Source organism: Planktothricoides sp. SR001, assembly GCF_001276715.1.
In the GTDB taxonomy this organism is placed as follows: Bacteria; Cyanobacteriota; Cyanobacteriia; order Cyanobacteriales; family Laspinemataceae; genus Planktothricoides; species Planktothricoides raciborskii.
The window spans coordinates 21,325-41,342 of the sequence record NZ_LIUQ01000057.1; the positions used below are offsets into that span (position 1 = coordinate 21,325).

At 43.0% G+C, this 20,018-nt stretch carries 13 protein-coding genes and 1 pseudogene; 13 read left to right on the forward strand and 1 reads right to left on the reverse strand.

Features of this window, described 5'->3' with window-relative positions:
- Positions 1-352 precede the first annotated feature (352 nt).
- The 5 genes from AM228_RS23950 to AM228_RS23970 all read left to right on the forward strand — a co-directional run bounded on the left by AM228_RS23950 (position 353) and on the right by AM228_RS23970 (position 7,733).
- Positions 353-1,588 carry an LL-diaminopimelate aminotransferase gene (locus AM228_RS23950; protein WP_054469456.1) on the forward strand — a complete coding sequence of 412 codons (1,236 nt, stop codon included), beginning with the start codon at positions 353-355 and terminating at the stop codon, positions 1,586-1,588.
- Positions 1,589-1,747: 159 nt separating this feature from the next.
- Entirely contained in the window at positions 1,748-2,179 is a 432-nt protein-coding gene (locus tag AM228_RS23955; protein ID WP_054469457.1) for a hypothetical protein, read from the forward strand.
- Positions 2,158-4,020, forward strand: coding sequence for an efflux RND transporter periplasmic adaptor subunit (locus AM228_RS23960; protein WP_054469458.1), 1,863 nt, complete (start codon positions 2,158-2,160; stop codon positions 4,018-4,020). Before AM228_RS23955 ends, AM228_RS23960 begins: the two co-directional genes overlap by 22 nt.
- Positions 4,021-4,249: 229 nt before the next feature.
- The gene (locus AM228_RS23965) at positions 4,250-5,443 is read left to right on the forward strand and encodes an ABC transporter permease (RefSeq protein ID WP_054469459.1); all 1,194 of its coding nucleotides are present in this window, start codon (positions 4,250-4,252) and stop codon (positions 5,441-5,443) included.
- 196 nt (positions 5,444-5,639) lie between these two features.
- Entirely contained in the window at positions 5,640-7,733 is a 2,094-nt protein-coding gene (locus AM228_RS23970; protein WP_156332013.1) for a TolC family protein, read from the forward strand.
- Between the two features lie 304 nt (positions 7,734-8,037).
- Here the strand turns inward: AM228_RS23970 and AM228_RS23975 are convergent.
- Positions 8,038-8,705: pseudogene (locus AM228_RS23975) on the reverse strand (Uma2 family endonuclease).
- 163 nt (positions 8,706-8,868) lie between these two features.
- Here AM228_RS23975 and AM228_RS23980 point away from each other — a divergent pair.
- From AM228_RS23980 to AM228_RS24015, 8 genes are all read left to right on the forward strand, one after another.
- Positions 8,869-10,341, forward strand: coding sequence for an ABC transporter ATP-binding protein (locus AM228_RS23980; protein ID WP_054469461.1), 1,473 nt, complete (start codon positions 8,869-8,871; stop codon positions 10,339-10,341).
- A gap of 629 nt (positions 10,342-10,970) precedes the next feature.
- The gene (locus tag AM228_RS23985) at positions 10,971-11,738 is read left to right on the forward strand and encodes a cysteine hydrolase family protein (protein WP_054469462.1); all 768 of its coding nucleotides are present in this window, start codon (positions 10,971-10,973) and stop codon (positions 11,736-11,738) included.
- A gap of 131 nt (positions 11,739-11,869) precedes the next feature.
- Positions 11,870-12,301, forward strand: a complete 432-nt coding sequence (locus tag AM228_RS23990; protein ID WP_054469463.1) for a cupin domain-containing protein — start codon at positions 11,870-11,872, stop codon at positions 12,299-12,301.
- Positions 12,302-12,663: 362 nt separating this feature from the next.
- Positions 12,664-13,851, forward strand: a complete 1,188-nt coding sequence (locus AM228_RS23995; protein WP_054469464.1) for a glycosyltransferase family 4 protein — start codon at positions 12,664-12,666, stop codon at positions 13,849-13,851.
- A gap of 352 nt (positions 13,852-14,203) precedes the next feature.
- On the forward strand, positions 14,204-14,404 hold the full coding sequence (locus AM228_RS24000; protein ID WP_054469465.1) for a hypothetical protein: 201 nt from the start codon (positions 14,204-14,206) through the stop codon (positions 14,402-14,404).
- Between the two features lie 293 nt (positions 14,405-14,697).
- Positions 14,698-16,950, forward strand: coding sequence for a serine/threonine-protein kinase (locus AM228_RS35665; protein ID WP_054469466.1), 2,253 nt, complete (start codon positions 14,698-14,700; stop codon positions 16,948-16,950).
- A 755-nt stretch (positions 16,951-17,705) separates the two neighbouring features.
- Complete coding sequence (bioD, locus tag AM228_RS24010; RefSeq protein WP_054469467.1) at positions 17,706-18,422, forward strand: dethiobiotin synthase; 717 nt, start codon at positions 17,706-17,708, stop codon at positions 18,420-18,422.
- A 125-nt stretch (positions 18,423-18,547) separates the two neighbouring features.
- Positions 18,548-19,762, forward strand: a complete 1,215-nt coding sequence (locus AM228_RS24015) for a M20 family metallopeptidase (RefSeq protein ID WP_054469468.1) — start codon at positions 18,548-18,550, stop codon at positions 19,760-19,762.
- Positions 19,763-20,018 lie beyond the last annotated feature (256 nt).

Consider the following 20,018-nt stretch of genomic DNA (forward strand, 5'->3'; position numbering starts at 1 on the left):
AACCATGCAGACTGAAAAGCCAATCCTCGATTATGATTCCTTTAAATATTTGATTTTTCGCTTAGGTTGGACTGCATCTCCCCTCCCACGGATAAAGAATAGTTAGGGGGCCATATTTTTGATTTAACCACTCCTCCGGGACATCTCCCAGGATTGAGCAGTCATTTAAATGGGAAAGATGCAAAATTTCCCTTAACTAAAATTCTTAACTAAAATTATTATGCGCTTGCGCGGACAGCGAGCTTTATTTGCCTTAGTCAAATCCCTGGAAAACAAATTATAATTTTTATGCTAATTTTTTCTTAAACTATGATAAAATAATTTTCTAATTGTTTAGTCGTAAAATCAAAAAATGGCAACGGTTAACGAAAACTACCTGAAGCTAAAAGCTGGCTACTTATTTCCCGAAATCGCTCGTCGGGTGAATGCTTTTGCTCAAGAAAATCCCCAAGCCCCGATTATTAAATTAGGCATTGGTGATGTGACTGAACCATTACCAGAAGCCTGCCGCACCGCAATGATTCAAGCGGTAGAAGATATGGGCGATCGCGCCTCTTTTAAAGGCTACGGCCCAGAACAAGGCTATCCTTGGTTGCGGGAAAAAATTGCCGCATTAGATTTCCAATCGCGGGGATGTGATATCGATGCATCAGAAATTTTTATCTCTGATGGTTCCAAATGCGACACGGGAAATATCCTGGATATTTTTGGTGACAATAACACCATTGCCGTCACGGATCCGGTCTATCCTGTCTATGTGGATACCAACGTGATGGCCGGTCATACGGGGCAGGCTACCGAGTCGGGAAAATATGAAGGATTACTATATTTACCCATCACAGCAGAGAATAATTTTACCGCCGAAATTCCCTCGGAAAAAGTAGATTTAATCTATCTATGTTTTCCCAACAATCCCACCGGCGCCACCGCCACCAAAGACCACTTAAAAGCTTGGGTAGATTATGCTAAAGCCCATGAAGCAATTATTTTCTTTGATGCGGCCTATGAAGCATTTATTACCGACCCCACTTTACCTCACTCAATTTATGAAATTGAAGGGGCACGAGATTGCGCGATCGAGTTTCGTTCTTTCTCGAAAAATGCCGGATTTACCGGGACTCGTTGCGCGTTAACCGTGGTGCCGAAAACCCTCACCGCGAAAACCAGTGATGGGACAAAAGTAGAACTACATAAACTGTGGAATCGGCGCCAATCTACTAAATTTAATGGTGTTTCTTATATTGTGCAACGGGGGGCAGAAGCGGTTTACTCTGAAGCCGGGCAAGCCCAAGTGAAAAGTTTGGTCAGTTTCTATATGGAAAATGCCAAAATTATTTGTGAAAAATTAACCGCTGCGGGCTTAACGGTTTATGGGGGTGTGAATGCCCCTTATGTTTGGGTGAAAACTCCCAATAATTTATCTAGTTGGGAGTTCTTCGATCAGTTACTTTCCCAAGTCAATGTCGTGGGAACTCCTGGGTCTGGTTTTGGCGCTGCCGGAGAAGGTTATTTCCGCATTTCCGCATTTAATAGCCGGGAAAATGTAGAAGAAGCTATGCGGCGAATTACGGAAAAATTTAAGGTTTAATCTGGAAATCCCCCCTTTTCAGGGGGGTTGGATAACCCTAGGGACTGGCAATTTGTCAGCAAAATTGGTTAATTTGGGGTCACAACCCACAATCGAGCAGAAATGTTTGATAAAATAGCAATAATTTCATCCTCAACTCACTAAAAACCATCAGGAATCATGTTTGAATCTATCCAACCTCAAAGTAATCCCGCAGACAATGAATGGCGAGAACATCTGGCAGATTTTGTCAAGGCGAATCAAAAAGAGTTAGCTGCCCTGGCTTGGGGTTTGTGGCAAGAATGGGGCAAAAGTGACGATACTTTGGGCATTGACCTGGAACCCCGGCCTCATTTTGTTTCTTGTCCCAAAGAGGCGATCGCGACTCTGAATCAAAATGTGAATAATAAGTTGCAGGAAGTTTTGGGTATTGTCGATCATCATAATCCCGAAACTGAAGTGCTGCTGCTTGGCATTGCTAAAGGTCAAATTAAGTTAATTCAGTTTAAAATTGAACCTCCGCCTCCGATTTGTTTTCAAGAAGTGGGAGAAGACCTCGAAACGCTATTGCATCGTTTAGAAGAATGTCTATGTCAGCAGATGAAACTTTAACTAAAGATACAGCCACCAAGAAACTGAAACTGGGGATGCGGTGGCTGACTTTTTCGGCAGTGTTAGCGATCGCCTCATTGGGGGGATGGTGGCTTTATAGTCGTACCTTAAAGCAATCCAGTAAAGTGGTTGAAGTGCGATTAATTACTGTCAAAACCGATACTCTCGAAGAACCGATTAATGAATCGGGTATCCTAGAACTCGGCGATCAAAGAATCCTCAAATCTCCCAGCGATGGCATAGTAGAAAAAGTCTTAGTCAAGATGGGTGATCGCATTGCAATTGGGGATGAATTAATCCTGCTGCGATCGCCAGATCGAGAAACCAAATTACTCGATCATCAATATAATACCCAGCAAAAAGAATTAGCCTTGGTGCAACAACAGGAAAAAATCCAAGATGCCGAAGCAGACCTGGCGATCGCACAACAAAAATTCCAAGACCTTTTCAGCCAATATCGCAGCAACAGCGAAACGAAACGGCAACAAAAACAACTAGAAATTCAATCTCAACAACTGGAAATTCAAAATCAACGTCAAACGGTGGCGATCGCTGAAGAAAACTTAAAAGTAGCCACTCAAAAAATCCAGCAATTTCTCCAGGAAGAATCTAGCGAAATCCAAACCCAGATTAGACAGAAAAAGGTAGACATTCAAAAACAACAACTCAACCTAGAAAACCTGCGAGAAGAAGTTACCGAAGCGGAAATTAATTTAAAAGAAGCCCAAGAACAACTGCAAGAAGGTGAAAGTCTTTATTCCAGAGGATTTATTGCCGAAAATGAACTGCAAGGAAACCGTCAAGAAGTCCGCAGCAGTCTGGCCATGCTGCGGGATACACAATTGGCCTTAAATAACGCCCAACTAGAGTTAAATAATAGTCAGGTAGATTTACAAAAATTAGAAAAAAACATCTCAGAAGAATTGCTGGCATTAGAATTAGATGTAAAAGAAAAAACCATCACCCTAGAAAAAGAAAAAAATCAGGTAAAAAATCTGGAATATCAATTAAATAATTTATTAATTGCTTTGCAAGAAATCGAGGAAGACTTAGAAAAAAATCTGGTCGCGGCTCGTCAGGAATTACAACAAGCAGAACGAAATCTGCGGGATGCCAAATCAGAACTCAGAAACCTCAGTATTGACCTAGATAAAAATCAACTAGGACGGCAAACAATTGAACAAGAAATTCTCGATAGTATCGTCACGGCGCCGATTAATGGTAAAGTCTTAAATATTGCCGTTGAACCTGGAGATGTGGTCGATCGCAGTAAAGACTTACTCATCATTGGCGATCCGAATAGAGAAGTCGTAAAATTGAAAATTTCTACCCTGAATGCGGCGAAAGTAAAACTCAACCAATTAGCCCGAATTAGTCTCCCTGGACCCGATGAAGAAATTTTTACGGGATATGTGGAAACAGTCTCTTTGGTGGCGAACAGTGAGGGGTCGGAAAGCTCAAGTAGAAGCAGTGATTCTGGGGGCGGATCCGTGGAAGCTACAGTACGCTTAGACAGTCCTTCTGGCACTTTTATTCCCGGCAGTCGGGTTATTGTGGATATTATTTTAGAACAACGAAAAAATGTAATTGCTGTCGAAACAACTGCTGTGCAAAACTTAGGTGCAGAGTCATTTGTTTGGGTGCGTGATGCTGAAGGAAAAGCCCAAAAAAAATCGGTGACATTAGGACTAGAAGATTTAACCAATGGTTTAATTGAAGTCACCGAGGGTTTAAAGCCTGGAGACGAAGTGATTTTGCCTCCAGTAGATCAGGAATTAACCGAAGGAATGATCGTCAAAGAATTTAAGCCAGAAAATACTAATGAGGAAAGCGAAAATTAGCGCAATTAGACCAGAGAAGCAGAAGACGTAATTAATGAGAATAAAAGCATTTTTTAAACTAAAATTTATTCAATTTTTTTGATTCCAATATTTTTTAGCAAAAAAAAACAGTGACCTGAATTACGATAAAAATGCTGAATATGATAGTATTTATAAGATAAATTAGGGTGATTATTTTTAATAACCACCAACCAATAACCACCAACCAATAACCGATAATTATAGAAAAATGAGTTTAACACCCATTGACTTACTAAAATTAACTTATCTATCTTTAAGCGGCAATCTATTGCGATCGGCCTTAACTTCTGTGGGGGTTTTTATGGGAGTTGCCGCCGTCAGTGCCACCTTGCAAGTAGGAACAATTAGTCGGGCTGTTGTCGCCAAAAAATTGGCGGAAAGAGAAGCACCACAAATTATCGTATTTCCTTATGATGCTTCTAACGACTGGGAACCCGTTGACGTTAAACTCGAAGATATCGAATTTTTAAGAAAAAGATTGGTAGGTTCGCAGGCGATCGCGGTGATCAACAGGGTATATTCGTGGGAAACCCGTTTTCGCGATCGCCAAGCCAATCCGCAGCCTAAAATCACAGCAGTTTCTCAAGGTTTCTTAGAAACTTCTGGACGCAGAATAATCTCAGGCAGCTTTTTTACCCAAGCTGATTTTGACAAGTATCGCCCAGTAGTGGTGATTGATGAAGCGCTGGTTGAGGCTTTATTTTTAGACAGTAATCCCATTGGAGAACGTATTGATATTGATGGCCGCCCTTATTTTGTCCGTGGGGTGATGGAAACTAAACTCAGAGGTTCTTGGGATGAGGGGAATGGCGAGGCGATTATACCACTTTCTGTCTACAGTGCGCTCACCGGCGATCAAACTCTTAGTCTGATATTAATTCGGCCTGAAAGCCTGGAAGAAATCGACCCGATGAGTGAACAGGTGAGTAAATTGTTAAAACGAAGATTTTCTGGCAAAGAACTATCTACCTGGAATAATATTCGCGATATCAAAGAACAACAAGACACCTTACTAATGGTGTCTCGATCGCTTTTAGCGGTGGGAGCGATCGCCCTATTAGTGGGTGGGGTGGGCATTGCTAATATTACCATTGCCACGGTGATGGAACGCACCGCAGAAATTGGTTTACGTCGGGCAATTGGTGCCACTCAAGCCGATATTATGCTTCAATTTATTTTAGAAGCTGCTTTACTGAGTTTAATTGGTGGAATCTTGGCGATCGGCACCGTACATGGTATCACAATTGTGGTAGCTGATACCTTTAAATTACCCTATAAATTCGAGCCGCCCACTGCCGGTTTAGCATTAGGATCCGCTTTATTAGTGGGGGTTGGTGCCGGATTTTTTCCGGCCTTACAAGCCAGTCAACTCGATCCAGTCAAAGCTTTAAGTTCTGGTTGATGGTTGATGGTTGATGCTTGGGGATTCTATTGTTGATGGGTAGGGATTCTATTGTTGATGGGTAGGGATTCTATTGTTGATGGTTGATTGTTATTGATACGATAAGCTTAATTTTTTTAGAGTTTCACAATACCGATTGTTTCCATAATTATTGATTTTTTGCTTAACAAATACTATGATAGAACCCAAGCCAGAAATGAATTCAAAATATCATAAAAAATTAGGAAAATCGCTGTTTTCACCGGATGAGGTAAATTTCGCGATCGCGGCAATTTGTTCAACCACTTTGGGCTTATTCCTCAGCCTAGCCCTGGTAATTAAATCTGCTCCCAAAGAACCGGCAAGCGCCAACAAATTACCCAGCCAAACCGCCCCTCTCACCTTGGATGATATTGACAACATCATCCACCATAATCTCAACGCAAATTCCTCGAAATCACACCGCCTATCAACTAATAATTTATCCAGCCAAACAGGTATCAAAAAACAAGAGGCGATCGTTGATGAGATCCCCTCAACCGATAGCGGATCCAACGAGGGTTTAGAAGAGATTCCCCCAACCCCTCGTAAAAAGGGGGGCATTGAGTTATCATCCGCTGCCCCATCCGAAGGGATCCCCCCAACCCCCCGATCCAAGGGGGGCATTGAGTTATCATCCGCTGCCCCATCCGAAGGGATCCCCCCAACCCCCCGATCCAAGGGGGGCATTGAGTTATCATCCGCTGCCCCATCCGTTACCCCCATAAACGGAAATCAACCACTATTTCCTATCTTAAAAACCGCTGTAAGATTCACCGGCAAACATTGGCTAGAAGAAATCACAACTGTTCGCCAAATTAAACAAGAAAATAAACCCCATGAATCAGCAAAAACCGCTGAACAAATTGCCCCATCTACGAGAAACGATCGCATTTTAGAATTAACCAGCCAAGATGCGATTATCTTATCATTACAAAATAATAGGGATATTAAAAATGCCTATTTACAAAGAATCATAGAACGCCAAGATTTAGCGATCGCCGAAGCTAAATTTACCCCGAATTTTACTCCGAGCGTTGAAGTGGTTTATAATCGAAATCAAATAGGAGCGATCGCCACCAACCAGGGTGAATTTAACCTGGGAGCAAACTTAGTAGTAAAAATTCCCACGGGGGCAGAAATTTCGGCTACTTGGGCGGGAGTAAGGCAAGCCCAAAATACTCTCGATTCTAGTACAATTGTAGATCAAAATAGCCTGGTACAAAATATTTCCCTGAATTTCACTCAGCCTCTATTAAGAAACTTTGGCACGGATATCAATCGAGCCTCGATTGAAATTGCGCGGCTGAATGAACAAGCGAATATTTTAAATTTGAAAAATACCTTAATTAACAATATTACCATAACTTTGCGAGCTTATCGAAGTTTATTGCAAGCCCAAGAAGCGTTAAAAATTCAAGAAATTGCCTTAGCCAGTACCCAAAGGCAATTAGAATCTATTGACGCTTTAATTGAAGCGGGAAGAAGAGCGAGAATAGATCGCACTCAAGCGGAAACAAATTTAGCTAATCGCCAACTCGACTTATTAGCTGCATCAAATCAGCTAGAAGCGGCAAAACTCGATCTAATCTCTATTTTAGATATTGACAAAACTATCCAAGTAGTTGCAATTGAACAACCGGCGATCAATCACCGGGAATTAACTTCCTGGGATCGGGAATCCGCTCTAAGTATTTCCTTGGCAAACAATATCGATTATTTACAATCTCTGATTGATATTGAGATAGCCAAGATTGACTTATTGCTGGCGGAAAATAATCAAAAATGGGATTTAAGTCTCCAGGCTAATTATCTGAACAATTTAAGCAATAATACTGAGAATAACAATGATTTGAGAGCAGGGATTTCCCTGAGTCGGACTTTTGGCGATCGCAGCTTAGACAGCGAAGTAGACCGCAGTAAAATTAAACTAGAAATTGTGCAAAATACTTTAGAAGAACAACGGGAAGAATTAGAAATTAGCGTGATTAACGTTCTCCGGGATGTTGAGTTTAACTTACAGCAATTAGAGCAAGCTAAAAAAACCAGAGAATTATCAGAACAGCAGCTAAAAAACGAACAAGATAAATTAAAATTAGGAGTAGGAAATACTCGGTTAATTGATGTGTTAGATTTTGAACAAGATTTAGTGAATGCTAAAAACCAAGAACTTAATGCGACCATAGCTTATCTAAATGCGTTAACTGATTTATATGCCACCCTGGGGATTACTTTAGACCAATGGGATATCACCATTGAACCAGAAAATTAACTAATTCGGCTATTGCTTGGGGAAAGAGGAAACTAGCACAAAAAACCGATTTCTTTATCCCGGCAAAAGCTAACGCAAAAACCGGGTACATAAACCGGGTTTTTTAAATTAAATTTAATTAAATTTAAATTTTTATTTGAGGCAAAAATTAACGCAAAAAACCGTTTTTTTTGGTATCGCAGGTATGAATGATCCTAAAATATGAACCACTTCAGACACATAGGACACAAAGAGGAGAAACCTCGGTGTTCTCTGTGTCTGAAGTGGTTCATATTCCTTACATGGAATCAGGATCGATCTCTAATTACCAGAGTTTTTCTGCAAGGCGATTTGCCTGTTGGCGTTCGGTTTCTGCCCGTTCTTCTGCCTGTTGGCGTTCCGTATCTAATTCAATATAAGTGGAGAACTTGCGGCCATCAGGACGATAAAGTTCTAACCCTTCATCCCCCATGTGAAAACCTACACCTAAGCGCGGAGAAACCCAACCCTTGTGGTTTCAATCGGTTCTAATTGATTTTCCTTTCTCATCCAGCCACAGAAGTCTATTTTATCCGGGTCATAAATATAGTATTCCTCCACCCCATAGCGCTGATAAAATTCCAGTTTTTTCGCCATTTCCGTTAAGGTATTCTCCGGAGGTAACACCTCAAAAACTACTTGATGGGGAATATTATCCTCTTGCCATTGTAAATAAAAACCGCGTTTTCCCTTGGGTCGCCCAAAAGCTACCATTGTATCTGGGGCTACCCGAATTTTATTTTTGCCTTCTACAGGATACCAAAGTAAATATCCCGCAACAAATACATTTAGATCGTCTTTAAATAGGGCATCGATTACCCATTGAATCGTCACAATCCAGCGAAATTGTTTCGTGTTATCTGCCATTGGTTGACCGTCGCTTTCTGGATAGATGATTTTCGTCTGTAGGGGAGATTCGCGAATCTCCCCTACATTCAGAATTTCGGTAACCATTGCTGCCTCCTAAGTTTTTTGTTATATATTTTTTCCTAAGAAAATATAATTTTAGTGGTTAAATTCACAATAAATTTGATAAAATTTAAACCACATAATTTCTACAGTAAGAGGCTAAAAATCGGTTTGTTTCTGAAATAGATTAATTTATTCTGATGTTTTTATGAAAATTGAAATCAAAAATATCTCCAAAACTTTTGGCAATTTGCGGGCAAATAATGATATTTCCCTGACCGTGGCAGCGGGAACAATTCACGGTATTTTAGGGGAAAATGGCGCGGGCAAAAGTACCCTGGTGAAAATATTAACCGGCTATCTTCGCCGCGACCAAGGAGAAATTTTGCTGGGCGATCGCCCTGTGAATATTCAAACTCCCATAGATGCCATGAAAGCGGGAATTGGAATGTTACACCAAGACCCCCTAGATTTTCCCTCGTTGTCGGTCTGGGAAAATTTTATTATCGGCAAATCCGGGAAATTTTTGATCAACCTGCGTCAAATTATCCGGGAATTTCACCAATTATCTTATCAATTTCAGTTTGAGTTAGATGTGAATGAACAATTAGGCAATTTGACCGTGGGAGAACGGCAGCAAGTGGAAATTTTGCGGTTATTATCTTTGGGGGTGAAAACCCTGATTTTGGATGAACCAACCACGGGAATTTCTCCTGCCCAAAAAACCGCTTTGTTTGCGGCGATGAAGCAATTAGCCGCCCAAGGTAAGTCAGTAATTTTTGTTTCCCATAAATTAGAAGATGTGGAAATATTGTGCGATCGCCTTACCGTGATGCGCCAAGGTCAAATCGTTGGTCATCGAGAACTTCCTTGCCCCGAAGACCAATTAATCTCGATGATATTTGGGCGGCAACTGGCTAAACCCATTAAACCGAAAACCGCAGGAAATACCATCAGATTACAACTAAACAATATTACCTTAAAAAGTGATTATTTGCAAATAAAAATTGAAGAACTACAGGTAAAAGCGGGAGAAGTTATCGGCCTCGCCGGATTAGCCGGAAGTGGGCAACAATTACTGCTTCAGCTATGTGCCGGACTGAGGCGATCGCCCACCGGAACCCTTTATATTAATAGTCAACCAATGACCCAGGAACCCTACGAAAATTACCGGCAAGCGGGGGTCGCATATTGTCCCGCCGATCGCCTCAAAGATGGCCTAATTCCCGGATTATCCATTCAAGAACATATCGCCTTAAAAAATCAACGGCATCACGGGTTAATTCCTTGGGCAAAAATCGGCCAAAAAACCGCAGAAGCGATCGCTCAATTTTCCATTCGCGGTCAACCCCAAACCCCGGTAGAAAAATTATCGGGCGGCAACCAACAACGCACCCAATTAGCTTTATTGCCTAGTCCCTTAAATTTACTCTTAATGGAATATCCCACCAGAGGCTTAGACATGGAATCGGTTTTATGGGTTTGGCAACAACTAATTGCCCGCTGCCAAACGGGCACGGCAATTTTATTTACCTCGGCTGACTTAGATGAAATCATGCAATATAGCGATCGGGTGATCGTGTTCAGTAATGGCCAAATTTCCCCAGCCATTCCCGTCGAAAAACTCACCCTAGATCGACTCGGTAAAATGATCGGCGCTAAATTTTCTAGCCTGGGATAAAAATGTAGGGGCGCTTCGGCTGGCGCCCCCAGGGCGACTGACACAATTTAGGGTCGCCCTGGGGGCGCCCCTACGGACAAAATTAGGGGCGCTTCGGCTGGCGCCCTTACAAGCAAAAGCAATCAGGCGATCGCACTCAGCCCAATTATGGCAATTATTGTTAGCAAAACTTAATAATATTTGCTGTTCATTCCTCCCTATAAACGCTACAATTTCCAGAAACCCCAGAAATATACTTGGTGAATATACTTGGTGAATATACTTGGTGAATATACTTGGTGAATATACTTGGTGAATATATTTGGCGAATATATTTGGCGAATATATTTGGTGAATATATTTGGTGAATATATCTTGTTGTCTTTTGACCGTCCTTCGCTTCTGCAACCACCCCATTCTTAAGCCCCCTTTGATAAAGGGGGGTTGGGGCGATCGATGCTGATTTATCTGTAGCAATGTTTTATGAATTTAGCAGTCATGGGTCTTTCCCAACCAACCACCAACCACCAACCACCAACCACCAACCACCCCAACCCCCCCCTTCGATCACCATCGGGCTAGGGGGGCGACCGCCATCGGCCACCAACCACCAACCACCAATCCATCAAATTATCTAAAAAATAAAACCCATGAAGCAACCACTAAAAACATTAGGAACGCCCCCAAATGCTTGGGCGGTTAATGAGGAAATTGCCGATATTACTCGGCCTCCCTTAGAGCCCAAACTGGTGACATTGCCAACGGAAACAAAAACCCTAAAAATAGACTTAGCCAAAGCAGCCATTATCGTCATTGATATGCAGAATGACTTCTGTCATCCTGATGGTTGGTTAGCCCATATTGGCGTCGATATCACCCCAGCCAGAACCCCAATTCAACCGTTACAAAATCTACTGCCAGAACTAAGAAAAGCCAATATTCCAGTTATTTGGTTAAACTGGGGAAACCGTCCAGATTTACTAAATATTAGTGCCGGACTTTTGCACGTTTATAACCCCACAGGAGAGGGGGTGGGTTTAGCCGATCCTTTACCGAAAAATGGGGCTCCGGTACTCACATTAGGCAGTTGGGCAGCAGCGGTTGTCGATGAATTAGAACCAAAACCAGAAGATATTAGGGTCGATAAATACCGAATGAGTGGATTTTGGGATACTCCCCTCGATAGCATATTAAGAAACCTAGGCAAAACCACATTATTTTTTGCGGGAGTGAATGCGGATCAATGTGTAATGACGACTTTGCAAGATGCCAACTTTTTAGGCTATGACTGTATTTTAGTCACCGATTGTACGGCCACCACTTCCCCAGAATATTGCTGGCAAGCCACCCTTTATAATGTGAAACAATGCTTTGGCTTTGTAGCAAATTCTCAAGCTATTTTAAATGCGATTAATTAATTTAAATAATTGGTTATTAATTATTATTTATTGTTTATTATTTATTAAATATATGATTAGTAAATGACCAATAAACAATAATTAATAATCTGATATTTTCAGATAAAAAGCATAAATAATATCAAGAAAATATGAATAAAATTTGTATGATTCCCGTGGTTAAAAGCCCAAAAGAATATCAAGTTTATAAAATTAGTCCAAAGGATACGAATCGATTAGCCATTGTCTTCGATCCAAATAATGCAAATATGTCCTTAGCGGTTTGTGTGGAAATTTTTGATATCGGAGGAAAAACCCCACCAAATCGACATACGATGGCCGTAGAAATGTTTTATATTCTCCAAGGAGAGGGCATGGCGATTTGTGATGGCAAACAAGTGCAAATTCAAGCCGGGGATAGCTTGTTAGTTCCCCCCACAGGAATCCATGAAATTATTAATACGGGTTCGACTCGCTTGTATGCGTTATGTGTGATGGTGCCTAATGAAGATTTTATAGAATTAATTAGAAGTGGGATTCCTATGGAATTAGATGAGGAAGATTTGCAAGTGTTGCGACGTTAAAATTCCGGGGTTATGTAGTTATATTAGTTGTTTTAATAAAGTCATATAAACTATCCCGTAAATATAGCGAATAACAATTTTTTTTGATATAAAAATTAGCCAGGGGATGATTGTTATTGGATTATTTCCAGAACAATTATGCCTTAGCCCAGACGGTTGAATGACCAGATAACGACCAGATAACGACCAGATAATGACCAGTAAAACTTTTGGGCAGACTAACACCCCCGCCCTAAAAGTTGATGGAAGAGAGGGGATTAGATGCGGAAATCATGCGTTATGTCTTCGCTTTCAGAAAAATTTTGGTGAAATTCACAAAAAATGTGCGAATATATAGATAAAAAATTTTGCCAAACGGGTTCATGAAAATTCTGGTATTAAGTTGGGAGTTTCCACCAAGAATTGTCGGGGGGATTGCTCGCCATGTGGCGGAGTTATATCCAGAGTTGGTCAAACTAGGACATGAAATCTATTTGATTACGGTGGAGTTTGGCCAAGCACCCTTGTATGAGGTGGTGGAAGGGATCCATGTACATCGCGTACCTGTGCGATCCGGTCACGACTTTTTCCAGTGGGTGGCAAATATGAACGATAGCATGGGAGAGTTGGGGGGCAAGCTGCTAGGAGAATCCGGTTCCTTTGATCTGATTCATGGCCATGATTGGTTGGTCTCCGATGCCGCGATCGCCCTCAAATATCACTTTAAACTGCCGTTAGTAGCCACCATTCATGCCACAGAATACGGGCGATACAATGGTTTACATAACCAGACTCACTATTATATCCACGGAAAAGAGTCTCACTTAGCCCATGAAGCATGGCGCATTATTGTCTGTAGTCACTATATGCGACAGGAGATGCAACGGGCGTTTCACAGTCCTTGGGATAAAATTGATGTGATCTATAATGGGATTCGCCCTGAGAAAAAACCCTTATTGCATGAGTTTGATGCTGGGAATTTCCGCCGCCGCTTTGCCAATGATGACCAACAAATTGTCTATTATGTAGGACGCATGACCCATGAAAAAGGCATCTCCGTGCTACTCAGTGCCGCACCCAAAGTCCTTTGGGAAATGGGCGGTCACGTCAAATTTGTGATTGTCGGTGGTGGCAATACTGATAGCTTAAAATTTCTTGCCTGGAATTTGGGAATTTGGGATCACTGCTATTTCACCGGATTTATGTCCGATGATGACTTACACAAATTCCAAACGATCGCCAATTGTGCTGTTTTTCCCAGTCTGTACGAACCTTTTGGGATTGTCGCCCTGGAAAGCTTCGCGGCTAGGGTGCCAGTGGTCGTTTCCAATACTGGGGGCTTACCAGAGGTCGTCCAACATACGCAAACGGGGATTGTCACTGAGGCAAATAACTCTGATTCTTTAGCCTGGGGCATTTTGGAAGTGCTAAAAAATCCCGGATACCGACAGTGGTTGGTTGATAATGCTTATGCGGATTTACAGTGGCGCTTTAACTGGGCAAAACTCGCGAAACAAACTGAGAGAGTTTATCAACAAGTGGTGACAGAGCGATCGCAGGTCGAATGGTAATACTGGTGGTCATGCTGGTAATATTTTCTGGCCAAATTGCTTAGTGATCCTGTTGGTCAAATGTGGCTTTTTTCTGTCTTGTCGCCGATAAAAACAGCAGTCATCTGCCTGATTATTCTGCCTGATTATTCTGCCTGATTATTCTGCCTGATTATTCTGCCTGATTATTCTGCCTGATTATTCTGTATGAAAATACCAGCAATTCTATTTCTCGAAACGCTTATTACCAACCGCCGCGATCGGGCTGACCCTAATTTCCAGTTATGCTCGAAACCTCGATCGCCAAACCAGGGATATTCAGGATTCAGTCCCCAGAGAAGTCAGCCAAGGTAGTGACTCAAACTGGAGACAAATGAATCGGGACGAAGAAGCCCAAGGGTGGGATTATATTTTAAATAGTCCTTTGGGAATTGCTGCCCTGAATCAATTGACGATTGACGGTTTTATCAGTCCAGTCTGTAAAAAAAATTCTATCTTAATGAAGAATTTGGGGTATTTCAAAGCTTACTCCAGGTCAAATGTCGAGACCCCCTTGGGGTTTCAATTGCCTTAGCTTATGATGAAATACGAGTCATATTTAACCGCTTTGAAAGCAATATAAAAATGAATTTAAGCGTTTTTTTAGGCCATAAATGCCGCCATAAATTCGTTTAAAATATTGAAATAACCTATATCGAATTATCCGAACAAATCTTAGATATAACAATTGTTTTGATTAATTAGGAGGAGTAATAATCGGTTAGTAGTATTCGGATGATTCCAGCCCCAAATAAACTCGAAAAAAATCAAGCAACAATTAAAATCTCTATCAAGACAGCCAAAATAATAATTTAAAATTAACCGGCCATGCAATCAGAAATTTCTCCTGGAACTGTTCTGCAAAATCGATATCACATTATTCGTGTGTTAGGTCAAGGTGGGTTTGGTCGTACTTATCTGGCGGAAAATCAGCGCAGATTTAATGAAATTTGTGCTTTAAAAGAATTTATTCCCCCTCTTGGGGATCATTATGCTTTACAAAAAGCCCACGAACTTTTTCTCCGGGAAGCGGCAACTTTATATCAAATTGAACATCGGCAAATTCCTAAGTTTAGAGAAACTTTTGAAGAAGATAGCCGCTTGTTTTTAGTACAAGATTATGTAGAGGGCAAGACTTATGCTACGTTGCTAGAGGAAAAAATTAAAGACAGAGAAACTTTCTCAGAGGCGGAAGTTTTTCATCTAATGGATTCTCTGTTGCCGGTGTTAGATTATCTGCACCAAAAGGGGATTATTCACCGAGATATTTCTCCAGAAAATATTATTTGTCGAGAGAGCGATCGCCTGCCAGTTTTAATTGACTTTGGCGTGGTCAAGGAATTGGTGACACAGATGGAATTGACCGCTCGCGATAGCTTTGCGGAGCAATATCGCTATCTTCCCAGTACCACCGTGGGAAAAATTGGCTACGCACCAGGCGAACAAATCCAATCCGGTCGCTCATATCCTAGTAGTGATTTATATAGTTTAGCCGTCACGGCGATCGTCTTGTTGTCGGGGCGGGAACCCCAGGAGTTATTTGATGATGTCACCTTATCTTGGCAGTGGGAAAAGTTTGTCCAACCGCCAGTCAACAAAGATTTTGCACATATTTTAAATCGGATGTTAAGTTATCGACCCGGACAGCGCTATCAATCTGTCCATGAAGTCGGTTATACTTTCGATCAGCTTAAACGTTATAATTTGGCGGCCAAAGTCACGGAGCCACCTGTGAATCAACCAGAGGCACCCCCCAAAAGCCAGCCAAATTTCTCAAAACTAGATTCAGAAATGCGGACGGTGGCGATCGGCCAACATTACACCGACGAAAGCCATCAAACCAGCCATCAAACCAGCCATCAAACCAGCCGTCACACAGAAGGCAACCGTGAAACAGCCGATGGGATGATTTACACCGACAATGAGGATCGGAATCCCCTATTAGAAAGTCCGATCGCGATCGGTGTACTTTTAATTGTCGTGTCCCTGTTCACCGGGCTCACCGCGTGGGTAGTAGTGATGGCTTTCAACAAACCTCCAACCCCCGTAGAACCAGAAGAAACCCCCATATTCATCAACCCGGAAATTCCCAGCCCTAACATTCCCACATTGCCCAACACCCCCACCCCCACACCCAAACCCACGCCCAAACCCACAACCACCGAACAACCCAGCCCCACTCCAGGGCAGACCAGCACAAATGCAGCAGAGGGGATGGAGGTCACAGGAGATGAGGAGCTTTCGCTCCCCCGCTCCCCTGCACCCCCACCCCCCACACCCTCTACTCCGGCACCCACCCCCCAGACCTATAATCAACCCGTAGAAATTAGCCTAGGGGTTCCTCAGGTTTTGGAAGGAAACTTAAAAGCCAAAGAAACGATTAACTATAAAATTCAAGGACAAACCGGAGAAGAGTTACTCACCTTTGTCAGTGGTCACGGAGTTTTAATGGATTTAATCGGGCCGAATGGCGAAATAATAGAAAATGTCTCCATGTGGGAAGGCTCATTACCCAGCACCGGAGAATACACCATCGCCTTGAGTCCCTTACCCGATATCCCCGGCAGTAATTATGAGTTACAAATTCAATTAAATCCGGGTCGGGCGGCGGCGCCACCCACCGTCACATCTCCACAGAGACCTACGCCTACAAGCCCGCAAATGGACAGCCCTACTCCCACAAGCACTCAAGCGGACAGACCCACCCCCAGTCCCACCCCCATTGAAGTGACACCAAGTCCCCAACCCACGGAAACTGAAGGGGAAAATTGGCCATCTTCCGAATTGGTTGAGGTAGTCAGCTTTCCCAGTGGGGGTGGTGTCCAGCAACTTAATGGTACGACCAGTCCTGACCAGATCAAGAGTTATTTGGTCAACGTTGACCCTGGCAAAATCTTGAATGTAGAAATTTTGCGAGGCGCCGTATCTTTGGATATTCGCGATCCTAACGGCAATTTACTCAAAAACGCCGAGGGTGTGGTTTTCTGGAAAGGACAGGCGACCATGACGGGTCAATATCAAATTGACGTGATTGCTCCTGAACCTTTAGACTTCGGTATGGAAATTCAAGTTAGAGATTAAGTTTCTCTGTGACTGACTCTGGGTATGGGTTCCCCGCTGCTTTTCCCAGTTTATAGGTGGCATCTAGTGACGCTATAGTTACTAGATGCCACCTATAGAAACTACAGCCATGTCAAGAATCAAGTCAGGCAACTCCGATGAATTGCCAAAAATCAAAGCTGAAATAGACAATCACAACTCAGGAATAAAAAGAGAATACGGCGGTAGAGGGAAAAACAAGCCTTAATTCAAGAACTCACTCACTTGAAAGCAGAGTTTGTCGGTTGTGGGTTCCCAGAGAGAGAATTTCAGGACAGCATAGAATTCTTGTATAAGAAAAAATCTCTTAGCGACATGACAACCGAACAACTAGACGGTTTCCGTGGCAACATTTGCCGCCGTGTAGAACAAGCCAAACGTCGATTAAGTCAAACAGGGTATAACAAGTTAATGAGGCGACATTAAATACAGGTATCTCTAATGACGCCTTGTTAACTTGCTAGGTGATATCGCTAATCACCCATAACAGCTATCAAGGTTAGTAGAGACGTTTTAGTTACAAACATTACTGCAACAATGCTATTTAGGGACACCAAAATCAGCTTAAAATCAGCTTAAAATCATTCTTATAGTGACCTATTAGTAACGATGGAAGTAACTAATAAGCACTTTGACACTATAAAACAGACAGCATAAAGGTTTTAGTTAACTTGGCTGAGTTTCTATGCAAATTCAAGTTAGAGATTAGCAATCGCCTACCATACTTATTCTTAACCATGAAAAATCACCGATCGCTATTAATTACGGGAACGGATACCGACGCAGGCAAAACCGTATTGACCACTGCCTTAGCAGCTTATTGGCAGAAAGTTTATCCCCAAAGTTCTTTGGGCATTATCAAGCCGATCCAATCTGGTATCGGCGATCGCGAACTGATTGCCCGACTTTTTGACCTAGATAAATTAGATCAATCCTTTGAAGAACTCAACCCGATTTATTTCTCCGCTCCCCTGGCGCCCCCCCTGGCGGCGGAACAAGAAAACGCCTCAATCAACTTGAGTGCCGCGTGGCAAGCATTCTCCGCCCTCCGAGAACGAAAATCCTTCGTCTTAGTGGAAGCCCTGGGGGGACTGGGTTCGCCCATTACCCGCGAACTCGCCGTCGCTGATTTAGCGCGGGATTGGCGCTTGCCCACCGTCTTAGTCGTCCCGGTGAAATTAGGTGCCATTGGACAGGCGATCGCCAATGTTGCCCTTGCCCGTCAAGCCGCCGTCAACCTAAAAGGCATCATCCTCAACTGCGTTGAGCCTTGTTCAGACCGAGAAATTGCCCAATGGGCGCCCCAAGACCTGATCGAATCTTTAACCAAGGTCCCGGTTTGTGGAGTGATTCCCCATTTAAATGCCCTAAATGCCCGTGGCCTAAATGCCCGTGAAGATATGGAGCAACTCGTCGCTGTTGCCGCCAACTTAGACTTAGAATATTTGCTTTAGAATATTTGCTTTAGTCACAACATTTTTGAAATAATCGATTGAAACTGTTCAATTCAGTCAGAGACGATTAACAATCGATCCCAATAAAAATTGCCCAATCTTAAGAGCCGATAGAGCCGATTATTATGGTGACAACGTTTCCGATTTCAGCCGCACAAGATATTTCCTCTGTGCGCCCAACAATTCAAGCCTTACACACGGATTTAGTGGAGTGGCGACGTAACTTTCATAAATATCCCGAATTAGGCTTTAAAGAATATCTCACCAGTGAATTTGTCGCCCGGAAATTGCAAGAATGGGGCATTAACCATAAAACCGACATTGCCAAAACTGGAATTGTGGCCACCATTCCAGGAAAGCAACCAGGGCCTGTCCTGGCAATTCGGGCTGATATGGACGCCTTACCTATTCAAGAAGAAAATGACGTGGAATATCGATCGCACCATCATGGAATCATGCACGCTTGCGGACACGATGGCCATACCGCGATCGCCCTGGGCACCGCCAAATACCTCGCGGCACATCGCCAAGACTTTTGCGGCACCGTAAAAATCATTTTTCAGCCCGCAGAAGAAGGCCCAGGGGGTGCCAAACCGATGATTGCTGAGGGGGTGCTGGAAAATCCCACCGTAGACGCCATCATCGGTCTGCACCTGTGGAATAATCTACCCGCCGGCACTGTTGGCGTCCGCAGTGGCCCATTAATGGCCGCCGTCGAACAATTTCGCTGCACCATTCAAGGCAAAGGGGGACATGGCGCTATGCCCCATCAAACCACCGACTCTATATTAGTGGCTTCCCAAGTGGTGCAAGCATTACAAACCATCGTCGCCCGGAATGTAGACCCCCTGGATGCGGCGGTTGTCACCGTGGGCAAATTTCACGCCGGAAATGCTCATAATGTCATTGCCGAACGAGCAGAACTCGCGGGAACCGTGCGCTATTTTAATCCGAAACTAGAACCCATCATCCGTCAGCGCTTTGAGCAAATTGTGGCTGGAGTTTGCCAAAGTCACGGGGCTAGTTATCACCTCGACTACTGGCAACTTTATCCCTCGGTGGTCAACGATCCGGCGATCGCTGACCTGGTGCGTTCCTGTGCGATCAAAGTCGTAGAAACCCCTGCGGGCATCGTTCCTGAATGTCAAACAATGGGCGGCGAAGACATGAGTTTCTTTCTCCAAGCTGTCCCCGGTTGTTACTTCTTCCTCGGATCAGCCAACCCCGCCAAAAATCTGGCCTATCCCCATCACCATCCCCGCTTTAACTTTGATGAAAGCGTTTTAAGCAAAGGTGTAGAAATCTTTGTGCGGTGCGTCGAAAAATTCTGTCAGCCATAATTAATTATTGGTAATTGATTGTTGGTTATTCGTTATTCGGGGTTTGAAACTGTAACGTAATTGTTGGACAGAGTTACCCATTGCTACTCAAAAATGGGTAGCTTTTGTCTTGCCGTCAGATTTGGAGACATCACTTAAGTAGTCGGACATTTTGGCAGGGGGACTAATTTTCGTAAACATACTAGAAGCCCTTGTGGCACAATAATTACTGGATAGCTGTTCGGGGCGCTCGCCCTCGCCCTTATCTACGTTTTGG